General features: G+C 62.5%; 14 protein-coding genes. 9 read left to right on the plus strand and 5 right to left on the minus strand.

All coding sequences use genetic code 11. From position 1 onward, the window contains the following. The first annotated feature begins 31 nt into the window (after positions 1–31). From tsaB to ACMGF8_RS10755, 5 genes are all read left to right on the plus strand, one after another. The gene (gene tsaB, locus ACMGF8_RS10735; protein ID WP_102861341.1) at positions 32–706 is read left to right on the plus strand and encodes a tRNA (adenosine(37)-N6)-threonylcarbamoyltransferase complex dimerization subunit type 1 TsaB; all 675 of its coding nucleotides are present in this window, start codon (positions 32–34) and stop codon (positions 704–706) included. 186 nt (positions 707–892) lie between these two features. Continuing rightward, a complete protein-coding gene (locus tag ACMGF8_RS10740) occupies positions 893–1,195 on the plus strand; it encodes a hypothetical protein (RefSeq protein ID WP_102861342.1) in 303 nt (100 codons plus the stop codon). Next, positions 1,192–2,052: a DUF72 domain-containing protein gene (locus ACMGF8_RS10745; RefSeq protein WP_102861716.1), complete on the plus strand. Its 861-nt coding sequence runs from the start codon at positions 1,192–1,194 to the stop codon at positions 2,050–2,052. The genes ACMGF8_RS10740 and ACMGF8_RS10745 overlap by 4 nt, the downstream gene beginning before the upstream one ends. Before the next feature lie 33 nt (positions 2,053–2,085). Continuing rightward, complete coding sequence (locus tag ACMGF8_RS10750; RefSeq protein ID WP_102878533.1) at positions 2,086–2,916, plus strand: isocitrate lyase/PEP mutase family protein; 831 nt, start codon at positions 2,086–2,088, stop codon at positions 2,914–2,916. 13 nt (positions 2,917–2,929) lie between these two features. Further along, positions 2,930–3,628: an extensin family protein gene (locus ACMGF8_RS10755; RefSeq protein WP_416759544.1), complete on the plus strand. Its 699-nt coding sequence runs from the start codon at positions 2,930–2,932 to the stop codon at positions 3,626–3,628. A 9-nt stretch (positions 3,629–3,637) separates the two neighbouring features. Here ACMGF8_RS10755 and ACMGF8_RS10760 read toward each other — a convergent pair whose 3' ends face one another. After that, complete coding sequence (locus ACMGF8_RS10760; RefSeq protein WP_102861345.1) at positions 3,638–4,255, minus strand: energy transducer TonB; 618 nt, start codon at positions 4,253–4,255, stop codon at positions 3,638–3,640. A 93-nt stretch (positions 4,256–4,348) separates the two neighbouring features. Here ACMGF8_RS10760 and ACMGF8_RS10765 point away from each other — a divergent pair, with 93 nt between their 5' ends. Next, positions 4,349–5,131 (plus strand): class I SAM-dependent methyltransferase, encoded by a 783-nt coding sequence (locus ACMGF8_RS10765; protein WP_102861346.1) that lies wholly within the window; start codon positions 4,349–4,351, stop codon positions 5,129–5,131. Between the two features lie 147 nt (positions 5,132–5,278). Here the strand turns inward: ACMGF8_RS10765 and ACMGF8_RS10770 are convergent, their stop codons facing one another. Next, positions 5,279–5,914 carry a TetR/AcrR family transcriptional regulator gene (locus ACMGF8_RS10770; protein WP_102861347.1) on the minus strand — a complete coding sequence of 212 codons (636 nt, stop codon included), beginning with the start codon at positions 5,912–5,914 and terminating at the stop codon, positions 5,279–5,281. Between the two features lie 94 nt (positions 5,915–6,008). On the opposite strand from ACMGF8_RS10770, the gene ACMGF8_RS10775 reads away from it, so the two are divergent. Together ACMGF8_RS10775 and ACMGF8_RS10780 are read left to right on the plus strand one after the other, a co-directional pair. Next, complete coding sequence (locus ACMGF8_RS10775) at positions 6,009–7,097, plus strand: efflux RND transporter periplasmic adaptor subunit (RefSeq protein WP_102861348.1); 1,089 nt, start codon at positions 6,009–6,011, stop codon at positions 7,095–7,097. Between the two features lie 6 nt (positions 7,098–7,103). Beyond that, complete coding sequence (locus ACMGF8_RS10780) at positions 7,104–10,160, plus strand: efflux RND transporter permease subunit (protein ID WP_110596471.1); 3,057 nt, start codon at positions 7,104–7,106, stop codon at positions 10,158–10,160. 366 nt (positions 10,161–10,526) lie between these two features. Here the strand turns inward: ACMGF8_RS10780 and ACMGF8_RS10785 are convergent, their stop codons facing one another. From ACMGF8_RS10785 to plsB, 3 genes are read right to left on the minus strand one after another with little or no spacing between them, the layout of a single operon-like run. Then, entirely contained in the window at positions 10,527–11,216 is a 690-nt protein-coding gene (locus ACMGF8_RS10785; RefSeq protein ID WP_025127623.1) for a DUF4197 domain-containing protein, read from the minus strand. A gap of 24 nt (positions 11,217–11,240) precedes the next feature. Next, positions 11,241–11,639, minus strand: a complete 399-nt coding sequence (locus ACMGF8_RS10790; protein WP_102861350.1) for a YbaY family lipoprotein — start codon at positions 11,637–11,639, stop codon at positions 11,241–11,243. Positions 11,640–11,690: 51 nt separating this feature from the next. Next, positions 11,691–14,195 (minus strand): glycerol-3-phosphate 1-O-acyltransferase PlsB, encoded by a 2,505-nt coding sequence (plsB, locus tag ACMGF8_RS10795; RefSeq protein WP_416759549.1) that lies wholly within the window; start codon positions 14,193–14,195, stop codon positions 11,691–11,693. A 252-nt stretch (positions 14,196–14,447) separates the two neighbouring features. On the opposite strand from plsB, the gene ACMGF8_RS10800 reads away from it, so the two are divergent. After that, positions 14,448–14,657 (plus strand): cold-shock protein, encoded by a 210-nt coding sequence (locus ACMGF8_RS10800; RefSeq protein ID WP_011059510.1) that lies wholly within the window; start codon positions 14,448–14,450, stop codon positions 14,655–14,657. Positions 14,658–14,739 lie beyond the last annotated feature (82 nt).

The following is a 14,739-nucleotide window of genomic DNA, read 5'->3' on the forward strand; positions in this document are numbered from 1 at the left end:
GTCACTTTTTTCAATGCCGATGGAACCCCCGATGAGCACCTTGCTGGCCCTGGACACCGCGACTGAAGCTTGCTCCGTTGCTTTGCTGCATGACGGCAAGGTTACGAGCCATTACGAGGTGATTCCCCGCCTGCATGCGCAGAAGCTGTTGCCGATGATCCAGGAGCTGCTGGCCAATGCCGGCACTACCTTGCAGGCGGTGGATGCGATTGCCTTTGGCCGTGGCCCCGGCGCTTTCACCGGCGTGCGGATCGCCATTGGCGTGGTGCAGGGGCTGGCCTTCGCCCTGGAGCGTCCGGTGCTGCCGGTGTCCAACCTGGCGGTGCTGGCCCAGCGCGCCTTGCGTGAGCACGGTGCGACCCAGGTGGCCTCGGCCATCGATGCGCGCATGGATGAAGTCTATTGGGGATGCTACCGGGAAACGGCTGGCGAGATGCGTCTGGTGGGCGCCGAAGCGGTGCTGCCGCCGGAAGTCGCGACCTTGCCGGAAGGGGCCAGCGGCGACTGGTTCGGCGCGGGCACCGGCTGGGGGTATGGCGAGCGCATCGCGGTCCCTCTCAGTGGTCAGGACGCGGGCATGCTGCCCCACGCCGAAGACCTGCTGACCCTGGCGAAATTTGCCTGGGAGCGGGGCGAAGCGATAGTTGCCGACGACGCACAACCGGTCTATCTGCGCGACAAGGTGGCCACGCCCAAAGCCCGTTGAGGGTTGTCCAAGTGTTTGCGGGGGTTCAGATTTTTTCGGTGTAAACCAGCCAATCGTCTGGTTTTCGGAGTCGATTCTGCTCGGGTTTAAACCTTTTGGCTTTTCTGTGTTCTAGTTATCACTTGGGCATTTGCTAAGTCGAAGCGGTGCCGCTAAATTGCCATCATTGACCCCGGGCTTTTCAGTATGCGCATAGACGGCATCTCCTCTCAGTCCTACCCCATCAAGCGCAAGCCTCGTAAAGGCCCGGCGCTGGTAGACGAGTCTCTGGACGATGACGACGCCATTGAAGTCCAGTCCGAACCTTCGACTCAAAGCCGTTCCCAGGCATCTGCCCCCCGCACTGGTAATCTCCCCGCCCGTCCTCAGGACATGATCTTTCAGCGCGCGATGAAAAAGAGCGTGGCCAATGCCCTGGCCAGCTACCTGACCACCGCCGGCTTTGTCGATTGGGATCTGGAAGTGGTGGGGCTCGACCTGTACATCTGATGCTGCCTTATTTCCTGGGTTGTCCTTCCTGGAGCGAAAACGCCTGGCGTGAGTACCTGTACCCGGAGGATGCGCGACCCACTGATTTCCTTGGCCTGTACTCCCAGGTCTTCAATGCCGTTGAAGGCAACACCACCTTCTATGCACGGCCCGCGCCCGGCACTGTGCAGCGCTGGGCCCAGATCATGCCCGAGCACTTTCGTTTCACCGCCAAGTTTCCCGGTGACATCAGCCACGGCGGTGACCTGCGCGAACAACTGAGCGCTGCCCAGACCTTTATCCAGTTGCTCAGCCCCCTGGGAGAACGTGTGTCGCCCCTGTGGCTGCAATTGCCGGCCAGCTTCGCCCCGCAGCGTCTGGGGGAATTGGCGGGCTTTATCGAGGGCCTGGAGCGGCCGCTGGCGGTGGAGGTCCGGCATCCGGAGTTCTTTGCCAAAGGCGATGCGGAGCGCATGCTCAACCGACTGTTGCGTGAGCGTGGCGTCGAGCGTATCTGCCTTGATCCACGGGCCTTGTTCAGTTGCACGTCCACGGCTCCCGCGGTGCTGCACGCCCAGTCGAAAAAGCCCAAGGTGCCGCCGCGACCTGCGGCGTTCACCCAGTTTCCGCAAGTGCGCTTCATCGGTCATCCGGAGCTTGAGGCCAACGATCCATTTCTCGTGCCCTGGATCGACAAGGTCGCCGGCTGGATCGAAGAGGGGCGTACCCCTTATGTCTTCCTGCATACCTCGGACAACCGACTGGCCGCTGAACTGGCTCGCCGTTTTCATGGCCAGCTGATGCAACGTTTGCCTGGCTTGCCCGCGTTGCCTGAGTTATACAGAGAGCCCGCCGCGGAGCAGCTCGGCTTGCTCTGAGGCGTCTTCATTGCCTTCTTCTGGAGCGAGCAAATGGACGCGCAAACCCTTCGAGCCAATGCCTTCAAGGCCCTGCATGAACGTGCCGGTGCCTTTGTCATACCCAACCCCTGGGATGCCGGTTCCGCGAAGATGCTGGCCGGTCTCGGGTTCGAGGCCCTGGCCACCACCAGCGCCGGTTATGCCTTCTCCCTGGGGCGCCCGGATGCCGAGGGCGCCGTCAGCCTGGAAGACACCCTGGACAATGTGCGGGTCATAGTCGGTGCCAGCAGCCTGCCGGTGGCGGTGGACTTGGAAAACGGTTTTTCCGACAGTCCTGAAGGTTGCGCCCAAGCCCTGTTGTTGGCGGCAGCCAGTGGGGTGGTTGGAGGCTCGATCGAGGACGCCAGCGGTCGCGCCGACGACCCTATCTATGACTTCAACCTGGCGGTGGAGCGTATCGAGGCTTGTGCTGCCGCCGTGCGCAGCTTGCCATTCCCCTTCATCCTGACTGCCCGGGCGGAGAACCTGCTCCACGGTCGTGATGATCTGCCGGACACCATTCGCCGCTTGCAGGCCTTTGCCGAAGCCGGTGCCGATGTACTCTATGCTCCGGCCCTGCGCAGCGCCGAGGAGATTGTGCAGGTGGTACGGGCTGTGGCGCCCAAGCCGGTGAACGTGCTGATGTCTGGTGGCCTCAACCTGAGCGTGGCGCAACTGGCGGAGCTGGGGGTCAAGCGCATCAGTGTCGGTTCGGCCCTGGCCCGGGCCGCCTACGGTGCTTTCTACCGGGCTGCGGAGGATATCCGCGAGCATGGTCGCTTTGATTTTGCCGATCGTGCGATGCCGTTTCGGCAGATCAATCAATTGTTCAAACAGCCATAAAGCGGGACATTCTGTGCGGGTGGTGAGAATTCTGGGCGCCTTGTTGTTGCTGGGCGCCTTGTTGTTGATCGGTATACGCCTGGGCTGGGTGCCGCTGGCGGATGCCTGGAACCCTTGGGCGCCGCTGGATGTAAGGGCCAAGCCGAATCTGTTGACCCGCTTCAAGCTGGCGCGGCTGCGGGATGATCCGCAGCTGTGCGACGAGGTGCTTGGCCGCTCTGGCCTGCGCACCAGTCGCCAGCCCGACAGTCGTGGTGATGTGGCCTGCCCATTGAGCAATACCTTGCGCGTGCAAGGTGGTGATGTCGCCTTGAGCAGCAGCTTCCTTGCCAGTTGCCCACTGGCGGTGGCCTTTGCCCTTTATGAGCGCCACGGGCTGCAGCCCGCGGCACAGGCGGTGTATGGGCAGCGCGTGGCGCGGGTCGATCATCTGGGCAGTTTTGCCTGCCGCAACATGTACAGTCGTGAGAATGGTGCTCGCAGTCAGCACGCCAGTGCCAACGCCCTGGACATTGCCGGTTTTCGACTGGCGGACGGGCGCAGCATCAGTGTGCTCAAGGATTGGCCGAAGGACAGCGATGCGGGACGTTTTTTGCGGCTGGCCCGGGACGGTGCCTGCGATGCATTCAATGTGGTACTGGGGCCGGATTACAACAGCGCCCATCGCAACCATTTTCATCTGGATGTAGGGCCTTGGTGGATATGTCGCTGAGGAGCCGGCTCAGGCGGCGATGCGCAGGTTCTGCAGAATCAGTGGACGTGCCCAGCCGATGTCGAAGTCCATCTGCCGCTGTTGCTCGATAAGCTCCTGCGGCGGGAACGGTTCGGCCGGTTTATCCAGCAGGTCCAGTTCGAATTCGGCGATGGGCAGGTGCAGCGGACGTGGTTCCGGCGCCGGGCCGGGGGCCGGCAGCGGCTGACCGGCATTGAGCACGATCGGGCGGACCCAGCCACTCTCAAAGTCCTGCTGACGTTGCTGGGCAACGATTTCTTCCGGCGGGAAGGGCGGAGCCGGCTTGTCCAGCAGTTCCATTTCGAATTCGGCGATCGGCAGGAACAGCGGTTCAGGTGGACGAATCTCGGTGTCCTGAATATCGCAATGGCGCTGGTTGACGATCTGCGTCAGTACATCGGTGCCGCCAACCGGTTCCACGGGACCATCGATGGCCACGGCGGGCAGCCCTTCAACGCTCGTGCCTTCTCCCTGTTGCTCGGCCAGGGCCTGGGCAAAGAAGTCCTGCCACAGATGGCTGACGCCGCTCAGTGCCTGGGAGTTGCGTAGGCCATAGTCGCCGTGGCGAGAGATATAACCTATCGATGTGCGTTGAATGTCTGACATTGCTCTCGGTTGACGCTGAGCTCTGGCAAAATAGCCGATAGTTCTGTTATCGGCAGTTTTTGCCGATCATTAATTTTTTGAGTGTGTTTTCAGATGAATGAGCAACCCGCGGCCTGCCGCATCAAAGTCGAGGCCCTGGACGCTGGATTCGCGCCGCAGGCTCAGCAATGGGCACAACGCCTGGGACTGCCGTTGCAGATCGACGAGGCCGAGTTTGCCCTGCAGGTGGGTGAGCAGGGGCTGCAATTGCAGCAGCTGGGCGCCGATGCACCAGGACCGGTGCGGGTGGACTTTGTTGAAGGTGGAGCGGCCCACCGGCGGCTGTACGGTGGTGGCAGCGGGCAGATGATTGCCAAGGCGGTGGGCGTTGCTCAGGGCGTGCGGCCACGGGTGCTGGATGCCACGGCAGGCTTGGGCAAGGACGGGTTTGTCCTGGCTACCCTCGGCTGTGAGATGAGTCTGATCGAGCGCCAGCCATTGATTGGTGCGCTGCTGGAGGACGGGTTGGCCCGGGGGGCGCTGGACGCCGAGGTGGCACCTATCGTTGCCCGCATGCACTTGCTCAAGGGCAACTCTATCGAGCTGATGCGCAACTGGGAGGGCGAGCCGCCTCAGGTGATCTACCTCGATCCGATGTTTCCCCATCGGGAGAAAAGCGCCTTGGTGAAAAAGGAAATGCGTCTGTTCCGGCCGTTGGTGGGGGACGACAATGACGCTCCGGCACTGCTGGCCGCAGCCCTGGCCCTGGCCAGCCATCGAGTGGTGGTCAAGCGCCCGCGCAAGGCACCGTGCATTGAAGGGCCGAAGCCAAGCCATGGACTGGAAGGCAAATCCAGTCGCTACGATATCTACCCGAAGAAGGCCCTCAAGGCCTGAACCCGATGTAGGCGCCGGCTTGCTGGCAAAAGCGGTTTCAGGGGCGGGCTCCTGGTTGGAGGAGCCGGCTTGCCGGCGAAGGCGATCTCAGGCCTCTTCGCTGGCAAGCCAGCTCCTACACCAGCCTGCTCCCGCACATGCCGGTTTCTATGGCCGGTAGGCGCGCATGAACAGATCCACCACTTCTTGCACGTGCTCTTCCGCAGCGGGGCCTCTCAAGGGCTCGCCGCAACCATAGAGCAGGCGAAAGTTCGCCCCGCCCTTGAGCATGCAGAAGAAATGCTCGGCGGCATTGCGCGGCTTGTCGATGTGCAAGGTGCCCAACTGATTGATTCGCCCCAGCAGCCGTTCCATACCCTGCAGTACGCGTTCGGGGCCGGCCTCAATGAACATTTGCGAGAGCTTGGGATCCTGATTGCCAAGGGCCATGATCAAGCGATGCAGGTTCACCGACTCGTCGCTGTTGATCAGCTGATGAAAGCCTCGTGCGATGTTCAACAGGACGCCTCGCACCGGTGTGTCGGGCGTCAGTTCGTAGATCAGCGTGGGCAGCTGCTCTTCGCACTTGGCCACCACGGCGGCGGTGAACAGGGTCTCTTTGTCGTTGAAATGGCTATAGACCGTGAGTTTTGAAACGCCGGCTTCGGCGGCGACCGCATCCATGCTGGTACTGGCGTAGCCATTGCTCAGAAACAGGTTTTTCGCTGCTTCGAGAATGGCCTGGCGCTTGGCCAGATCCTTGGGCCTGCCTGGCCCAACGTTTGCGGAGTGATTGTCGGACATTTTTTCGCTGTTAATACTGGACTGGTGAGTTTGCTATTAATAACATACCGGCCAGTATAATTATTCCAAGCACCATTAGCGAAAGGTCGCCGCCATGTTCCGCTATGCCTTGCCAGTCAGCCTGGCTTTTTTTCTGTCTGCTTGTGGGCACGAAGAGCCCGTTCAAATTGGCGTCCGACCGGCCATGGTGGTCCAGCCAGAGCCTTCGGCGCGGGTTTCGGACAGTTATCCGGGCGAGGTGCGAGCCCGCTACGAACCCGACCTGGCGTTTCGTATCGGTGGCAAGGTCAGTCGACGACTGGTGGAAGAGGGCGAGCGGGTCAAGGCCAATCAGCCCCTGGCCGAACTCGATCCCCAGGATGTTCGCCTGCAACTGGAGGCCACTCGGGCCCAGGTCACGGCGGCCACTGCCAACCTCAATCTGGTGCGCGCCGAGCGTGATCGCTACAAGACCCTGCTGGAGCGGCAGATGGTCAGCCATTCCCAATACGACAACGCCGAAAACCTCTACCGTGCTGGTGAAGCACGCCTGAAGCAGATCAAGGCCGAGTTCGACGTGGCCAACAACCAGGCCGGTTATGCCGTGCTGCGTGCCCCGCAGGATGGCGTGGTAGCCAAGCGCGCAGTGGAAGTGGGGCAAGTGGTGGCGGCCGGGCAGACGGTCTTTACCCTGGCCACTGACGGTGAGCGTGAGGTGCTGATCAGCTTCCCCGAGCAGAACTACGGTCGCTTCAAGGTCGGCCAGCCAGTCTCGGTGGAACTCTGGACCCAGCCGGGCCAACGTTTCGACGGGCGCATCCGCGAGCTGTCCCCGGCTGCCGATCCCAAGTCCCGGACCTTTGCCGCACGCATTGCCTTCAGTGCCGGCGAGGTTCCGGCGGAGTTGGGCCAGAGCGCCAGGGTGTTCATCCAGAGCGCTGATGCGCTGTCGCTGTCGGTGCCGTTGTCGGCGCTGACTGCCGAAGGGGGCGCGACCTACGTTTGGCGAGTCGATGCCAACAACACCTTGCACAAGACGCCGGTACGGGTCGGTGCCTTCGGTGAGAAGACAGTGCCGGTGCTCGAAGGTTTGAGCGCCAGCGATTGGGTGGTGGCAGCCGGGGTGCATGTGCTCCATGAGGGCTTGCAGGTGCGCCCGGTGGATCGCTCCAACCGTGTGGTCAATCTGGCGGTCAAGGAGTAGTCCCCGATGGGTTTCAACCTTTCTGCATGGGCGTTGCGCAATCGCCAGATCGTCCTGTTCCTGATGCTGTTGCTGGCCATTGTCGGTGCGCTGTCCTACACCAAGCTGGGCCAGAGCGAAGACCCGCCTTTCACCTTCAAGGCCATGGTGATCCGCACCAACTGGCCGGGGGCCACGGCCCAGGAAGTGTCGCGCCAGGTCACCGAGCGCATTGAAAAGAAACTCATGGAAACCGGCGAGTACGATCGCATCGTTTCCTTCTCCCGCCCCGGGGAATCCCAGGTGACCTTCATTGCCCGGGATTCGATGCACTCCAACGAGATTCCCGAACTCTGGTATCAGGTTCGCAAGAAGATCAGTGACATTCGCCAGTCCCTGCCGCCGGGCATCCAGGGACCCTTCTTCAACGATGAATTCGGTACGACCTTCGGCAATATCTATGCGCTGACAGGGCAGGGCTTCGACTACGCCGTGCTCAAGGACTATGCCGACCGTATTCAGATCCAGCTGCAGCGGGTCAAGGACGTGGGCAAGGTCGATCTGCTGGGCCTGCAGGACGAAAAGATCTGGATCGAGCTATCCAACGTCAAGCTGGCAACCCTGGGCCTGCCCCTGGCAGCGGTGCAAAAGGCGCTGGAGGAGCAGAACGCGGTGTCCACTGCGGGGTTCTTCGAGACCCCCAGCGAGCGGGTGCAATTGCGGGTATCCGGCAACTTCCAGACGGTGGAGCAGATCCGCAATTTCCCGATCCGGGTCGCCGATCGCACCTTCCGCATCGGTGATGTGGCGGATGTGCGTCGCGGCTTCAATGATCCACCGGCACCGCGCATGCGTTTCATGGGGGAAGACGCCATCGGCCTGGCCGTGGCGATGAAGGACGGCGGCGATATCCTGGTGTTGGGCAAGGCCCTGGAAGGCGAGTTCTCCCGCCTGCAGAAAAGCCTGCCGGCGGGGATGGAGTTGCGCAAGGTGTCCGATCAGCCGGCGGCGGTGAAAACCGGGGTCGGCGAGTTTGTCCGGGTGCTGGCCGAGGCCCTGATCATTGTCCTGCTGGTGAGCTTCTTCTCCCTGGGTGTGCGCACCGGCATGGTGGTGGCCCTGGCGATTCCCTTGGTGCTGGCGATCACGTTCGCCACCATGTACTACCTGGGGATAGGCCTGCACAAGATTTCCCTGGGCGCGCTGGTGCTGGCGTTGGGGCTGTTGGTGGATGACGCGATCATTGCGGTGGAGATGATGGCGATCAAGATGGAGCAGGGGTTCGACCGGATCAAGGCCGCCAGCTTTGCCTGGACCAGTACCGCCTTTCCCATGCTCACCGGCACCCTGATTACCGCAGCGGGCTTTTTGCCGATTGCCACGGCCCAGTCCGGCACCGGCGAGTACACCCGCTCGATCTTCCAGGTGGTGACCATTGCCCTGGTGGCGTCGTGGATTGCCGCCGTGGTCTTCGTTCCCTACCTGGGGGAAAAGCTCCTGCCGGACCTGGCCAAGATCCACGCCGCCAAGCACGGCGCCGAGTCCAATCCCCACGGCACGCCTTTCTACCAGCGCGTGCGCCGGGTGGTGGGCTGGTGCGTGGAGCGGCGCAAGACCGTGATCGTCCTGACCATCCTGGCGTTCGTCGGTTCGGTGATGCTGTTCCGTTTTGTCCCGCAGCAGTTCTTCCCGGCCTCGGGCCGCCTGGAATTGATGGTCGACCTGAAACTGGCCGAAGGTGCTTCCCTGAGCAACACCGCCGATGAGGTCAAGCGCCTGGAGGCGATGCTCAAGGACCACCCAGGCATCGACAACTACGTGGCTTACGTGGGGACCGGTTCGCCGCGTTTCTATCTGCCGCTGGACCAGCAACTACCGGCCACCAGCTTTGCCCAGTTCGTGGTGCTGGCCAAGACCATCGAGGAGCGGGAGAGCCTGCGCAGTTGGCTGATCGCGACCCTCAATGAACAGTTCCCGGCCTTGCGCTCTCGGGTCACGCGCCTGGAGAACGGTCCGCCAGTGGGTTACCCGGTGCAGTTCCGGGTCACAGGCGAGCACATCGAGGAGGTTCGCGCCCTGGCGCGCAAGGTGGCGGCCAAGGTGCGGGAGAACCCCCATGTGGTCAACGTTCACCTGGACTGGGAGGAGCCGAGCAAGGTGGTCTACCTGAATATCGATCAGGACCGGGCTCGGGCGCTGGGTGTCAGCACCGCCAACCTGTCGAAGTTCCTGCAGAGCTCGCTGATCGGTTCCACCGTCAGCCAGTACCGTGAGGACAACGAACTGATCGAGATTCTCCTGCGCGGAACTCAGCAGGAGCGCACTGAGCTGGCCTTGTTACCAAGCCTGGCAGTGCCCACCGACAACGGCCAGAGCGTGTCGCTGTCCCAGGTCGCGACCCTGGAGTACGGCTTCGAGGAAGGGGTGATCTGGCACCGCAATCGCCTGCCCAACGTCACCGTGCGTGCCGATATCTACGGCAAGGAACAACCGGCGACGTTGGTGCAGCAGATTCTGCCGACCCTGGAGCCGATCCGTGCCGAACTGCCGGACGGCTTCTTGCTGGAGGTGGGCGGCACTGTCGAGGATTCGGCCCGTGGCCAGAACTCGGTGAAGGCCGGCGTGCCGCTGTTCATCGTGGTAGTGCTGACCTTGCTGATGATTCAGCTGCGCAGTTTTTCGCGCACCGCCATGGTGTTCCTCACCGCGCCCCTGGGGCTGATCGGGGTCACCCTGTTCCTCCTGGTGTTCCGCCAGCCCTTCGGCTTTGTGGCCATGCTCGGCACCATTGCCCTGTCCGGGATGATCATGCGCAACTCGGTGATCCTGGTGGACCAGATCGAACAGGACATCAAGGCTGGCCTGCGTCCCTGGGATGCGATCATCGAAGCCACTGTGCGGCGTTTCCGTCCCATCGTGCTGACTGCCCTGGCGGCGGTACTGGCGATGATTCCGCTGTCGCGCAGTGTGTTCTTCGGGCCGATGGCGGTGGCCATCATGGGCGGCCTGATTATCGCCACGGTCTTGACCCTGCTGTTTCTGCCAGCGCTGTATGCGGCCTGGTTCCGGGTCAGGAAGGACTGATCCGGGCAACTCGCAAGGCATCAACCTGGGCCGGGTAGAGATTACCCGGCCTGGTTTTTCAGCAGTGCAGGTTTTCCAGCAATTGGGCAGCGTGCTCTTCGAACATCTGTTGCCTGGGACTTAGGGGGAGCAGGCCTGGAGCGCAAGGTCGTCAATGGACAGCAGGCCGCAGGGGGCGCCATGACCGGACCGCCAGCTCTGGCATTTCATCCGGGGGCTGCCCCCTAGCCAGGGAGTCTGCCTTCAGTAGGAGCTGCGGGGCTTGCCCAAGAGTCAATGGGAGCTGCACCGTCAGGGCAACCTGCTGTATTTTTGCCGGCACTCGCGGCCTTGCCCGCTAAGCAGTGGGCAAGGCCGTAGGGCGGATCAGAGGGTGCCGAAGACCTTCTTGGCCAGGCTGGTGGCCGCAGCGGCCGGGTTCTGGCGAATGGTTTCTTCCTGCTTGCCGATCATTTCGAACAGGCCATTGAGGGCTTGCTCGGTCACGTAGCTTTCGATGTTGGCGCTCTTGGCATCCAGCACACCCAGGGTCGCGGCCTGGCCGGCGAAGGAGTTGTACTGCTTGGCCAGGCCGACCTGATCGGTGGCTTGCTTGACGATAGGCAGGAACTTGGCGCGGATCTGTTCGCGGCTGCTCTTGTCCAGATACTGGGTGGCGGAGTCCTTGCCACCGGCGAGAATGCCCTTGGCGTCGGCCACGGTCATCTTCTTCACCGCGTCCACCAGCAGTGCCTGCGCTTGCGGCACGGCGGCCTCAGCGGCCTTGTTCATGCTGGTTTCCAGCTGATCGACCTGATCACCCATGCCGAACTGTTTCATTTTCTTCGCGACTTTGCCGAGGTTGCCCGGCAGTTCGATACGCACATCAGGGTTGTTGCTGAACCCGCCGGGTGTTCCCAGCTGTTTGACGGCGATCTGTGCGCCTTGGGTCAGGGCGTCCTTGAGGCCACCGCTGGCGTCACCCTGGGACAGGTCGCTCAGGGACAGGGCCAGGGCACTGGCGGAGATCAGCAGGCCAGCGCACAGGCTGGTGAAACGGAGCGAGGTACGGAGCATGGCGGCTTCCTTGGGCAATGAAAATTAACGTACAGCGTCGACACGGAGTTTCAACGGCTGGGGATCTTTGCCGTCGAGGTTGACCCCGTTGTGTTCGGTGGTGATGAACATCAGCTTGCCGTCCAGTTCGATCCGCGCACTGACCGCGTAGCGGTGGCCGGGCTTGACCTGGGCCGGGTCGTAGCTGAGGTGGAAGGGCAGCGGCACCTGGCCTTTGACCGGGCCACTCTGCTCGGCCAGGACCACCGCCGGAGCGTCCGCCAGGGAGACGTCCTGCAGGCTCACGCTCAAGGTGGCGGCAGGCGGCAGGGCGATGCGTTGCAGATAGAAGACTTCGCCGTCGAGGCTGGCCTTGGCTGCGGGTTGCATGGCCTGGCAGGCTCCAAGCAGCGCAGTGGCTGCCAGCAGGGTGAGTTTTTTCATGACGGATCTCCGTATCGAGGGCGCCGCAGGTTCTGCGGCGCCGATAAGAATCTAGTCGCTTTGCGCCGGTGCCGCGAGCTGGTCGGCGGCATCTTCGCTGCGGTGCAGGGCGACCTGGCGGATCGACAGGCGAATCTCCGCCGGCAGCACCCGTTTGGCTGCGCCCTCGGCCAGTTCCCCCAGCAGTGGGTGGTAGCTCAGCTTGCCGGCTTCGTCGCGGCGCAGCACGCCTTGATCCAGCAGGGTCTGGATGAAGTGGCGGAACAGGCTCTTGTCGAAGAACTCCGGGGCATTGAGGCCATGCAGGATCGACAGGCGCTGGGCCATGACCGTGCACAGGTCTTCCAGTTCTTCGGCGCTGATATTGTTCTGGCCGCTGTTGAGCAACAGGGAAATGGCCATGTAGAAGCGCTGCAGGGTCTGGGCGATGCTCTTGGACAGCAGGGTCAGCAGGACAAAATGCCGCGAGCTGGGCGCCGGGCGCAGGTACAGGTCTTTCTCGAAGCGCAGCAGGCCCTGTTCGACGAAGGCCTCCAGCCATTGATCCACCACGCCGTCCAGTTCTTCCAGGGACCAGCGAATGAACAGCTCCGACTGCAGGTAGGGATACAGCGCGCGGGTGTAGCGCAGGATCTGTTCGCGGCTCATGCGCGACGAACTCTGGAAGAAGCTCGCCAGCAGTGCCGGCAGGGCGAAGATGTGCAGCACGTTGTTGCGGTAGTAGGTCATGAGGACGGCGTTCTGCTCGTCCAGGTAGAGGATCTTGCCCAGGGCGTCGTTCTGCTCGGCCAGCAGGTTCATATCCTTGACGTGCTGGATCAGCGCCTGGCCGTCGCCTTCCGGCAAGGTGGTGTGGGGCGAGTAGGGCACGCGGCGCAACAGCGCCAGGTACAGGTCCAGGACTCGGGCCATGGCTCGGTCGTCCAGGGCCAGGCGGCTGGTGGACAGCAGGGCCAGGGCCACCAGGTTCACCGGGTTGATCGCCGCGGCTTCATTGAGGTGCTGGGCCACCCGCTCGCCCAGGCGGTTGGTGGTTTCGTTGAGCCAGGCCGGGCGGTATTGCGGGCCCAGCTCCTGGGTGCGCCAGTCCGGTTGTTCCTGGTCGAGAAATTCCGCCAGTTTGATCGGTTCGCCGAAGTTCACCGCCACCTGGCCAAAGCGCTGTTTGAGGGCGCCGATGACCTTGAAGATGTCGAAGATCGACTCCTTCTTCTTGCTCGCGCCGCGCAGTTCGCCCAGGTAGGTGCGGCCTTCCAGGACCCGCTCGTAGCCGATGTACACCGGCACGAAGACGATGGGCATGCGTGAGGAACGCAGGAAGCTGCGCAGGGTGATGGCCAGCATCCCGGTCTTGGGTTGCAGCATGCGCCCGGTGCGCGAGCGGCCGCCTTCGACGAAGTACTCCACCGGGAAACCCTTGGTGAACAGGGTGTGCAGGTACTCGTTGAACACCGAGGTGTACAGCGGGTTGCCCTTGAAGGTGCGGCGCATGAAGAAGGCCCCGCCGCGGCGCAGCAGGCTGCCGATTACCGGCATGTTGAGGTTGATCCCGGCGGCGATGTGCGGCGGCGTCAGGCCGTTGCGAAACAGCAGGTAGGACAGCAGCAGGTAGTCGATATGGCTGCGGTGGCAGGGCACGTAGATCACTTCGTGACCCTGGGCGATTTTCTGTACGCCTTCGAGGTGGTTGACCTTGATCCCGTCGTAGATCTTGTTCCAAAACCAGCTGAGCACCACTTCCAGAAAGCGAATTGCAGTGTAGGTGTAGTCCGAGGCGATCTCATTGCCGTAGCGCAGGGCCTGGGCCTTGGCCTTTTCCGGGGAGATCTTCTCGCGCTCGGCCTCGTCGAGGATCGCCTGTTTCACCAGGGGCTGGTTGAGCAGGCCCTTGACCAGGTTGCGCCGGTGGGAAATGTCCGGGCCGATGACCGCGGCCTTGAGGTTGCGAAAGTGCACCCGCAGGATGCGCTGGGCCATGCGCACGGTGCGCTCGTGCCCCTTGTTGTGCTCGATCAGTTCCCGCAGGTTGATCGGCGCGGAGAACTGCACCCGGGTCTTGCGCCCCAGGATCATGATGCTCAGCAGCCGGCGCAGGCGCCCGGTGACTGCCCAACTGTCGGCGAACAGCAGTTTCCAGGGGCTGGACTCGCTGTCCGGGGACTGGCCCCAGAACACGCTGACCGGAATGATCTGCGCATCTTCGGCAGCGTTCTGGGTCAGGGCGCTGACCAGTCGGGTCAGGGTTGGCGGTGCGCCGCGTTTGTCCTGGCGACCGAGCCAGTCGGGTTCCGGGGTCAGGTAGAAGAACGCCGCGGGCTCCAGCAGGTTGCCCACCGACACCGGCAGTACCGGGCGTGGCAAGCCGGCCTTGGTGCATTCGGTATCGACCACGGCGAGGTCAGTCAGGGATGGGTTTTGCAGGACGTAGAACACCGGCCGGCTGCGGTCGAGGTCGAGGGTGAAGGACGACTGGTTGATGGTTTCCGAGCGCACCCAGAGGTACAGCAGGCGGCGCAAGGTGCCAAACACAAGACGACGGATCGGGGAGCGGGTCATACGGCTTCTGCGTGAGTGAATAAGAAATCAAAACCGAGCACCTGCTCGGGGCCGGTAGTGTGCCGGATTCGCCGAAAATCGGCAAAAAAGCACCCAAACAAGATTGAGTTGAGAGTTTTTACGCCTGTCATATACTCGGCCGACTCTCCCGCGGTCGTATTGCCTCCAGTCATAGAGAGGCAGCTCGAGGGAAAGTTCTCAAGGCAGGGTGGCAGTACGCCCAGCCAATAATAAAAAATGAGGTGTGGATTCATGACTACTCGTGAGACCGGCAACGTGAAGTGGTTCAACGACGCCAAGGGCTACGGCTTTATCCAGCGTGAAGGTGGGGCGGACGTGTTTGTCCATTACCGAGCGATCCGTGGCGAAGGCCACCGTTCGCTGACCGAAGGCCAGCAGGTGGAATACGCCGTGGTCGAAGGCCAGAAAGGTCTGCAAGCCGAAGACGTCGTCGGCCTGTAACCAACCCAGCAGGAGCTGGCTTGCCAGCGAAGGAGGCGCTGACGATGCAAGGCTCAGGAGCCTTTTCGCCGGCAAGCCGGCT

Source organism: Pseudomonas sp. BNK-7 (assembly GCF_048072025.1).
In the GTDB taxonomy this organism is placed as follows: Bacteria; Pseudomonadota; Gammaproteobacteria; order Pseudomonadales; family Pseudomonadaceae; genus Aquipseudomonas; species Aquipseudomonas danubii.

Coding starts and splice junctions, on each gene's coding strand:
- ACMGF8_RS10760 (WP_102861345.1), bottom strand. CDS start 4,255: ATGTCAGACATTCAACGCACATCGATAGGTTATATCTCTCGCCACGGC.
- tsaB (WP_102861341.1), top strand. CDS start 32: ATGAGCACCTTGCTGGCCCTGGACACCGCGACTGAAGCTTGCTCCGTT.
- ACMGF8_RS10785 (WP_025127623.1), bottom strand. CDS start 11,216: ATGCTCCGTACCTCGCTCCGTTTCACCAGCCTGTGCGCTGGCCTGCTG.
- ACMGF8_RS10765 (WP_102861346.1), top strand. CDS start 4,349: ATGAATGAGCAACCCGCGGCCTGCCGCATCAAAGTCGAGGCCCTGGAC.
- plsB (WP_416759549.1), bottom strand. CDS start 14,195: ATGACCCGCTCCCCGATCCGTCGTCTTGTGTTTGGCACCTTGCGCCGC.
- ACMGF8_RS10790 (WP_102861350.1), bottom strand. CDS start 11,639: ATGAAAAAACTCACCCTGCTGGCAGCCACTGCGCTGCTTGGAGCCTGC.
- ACMGF8_RS10770 (WP_102861347.1), bottom strand. CDS start 5,914: ATGTCCGACAATCACTCCGCAAACGTTGGGCCAGGCAGGCCCAAGGAT.
- ACMGF8_RS10780 (WP_110596471.1), top strand. CDS start 7,104: ATGGGTTTCAACCTTTCTGCATGGGCGTTGCGCAATCGCCAGATCGTC.
- ACMGF8_RS10800 (WP_011059510.1), top strand. CDS start 14,448: ATGACTACTCGTGAGACCGGCAACGTGAAGTGGTTCAACGACGCCAAG.
- ACMGF8_RS10775 (WP_102861348.1), top strand. CDS start 6,009: ATGTTCCGCTATGCCTTGCCAGTCAGCCTGGCTTTTTTTCTGTCTGCT.
- ACMGF8_RS10740 (WP_102861342.1), top strand. CDS start 893: ATGCGCATAGACGGCATCTCCTCTCAGTCCTACCCCATCAAGCGCAAG.
- ACMGF8_RS10750 (WP_102878533.1), top strand. CDS start 2,086: ATGGACGCGCAAACCCTTCGAGCCAATGCCTTCAAGGCCCTGCATGAA.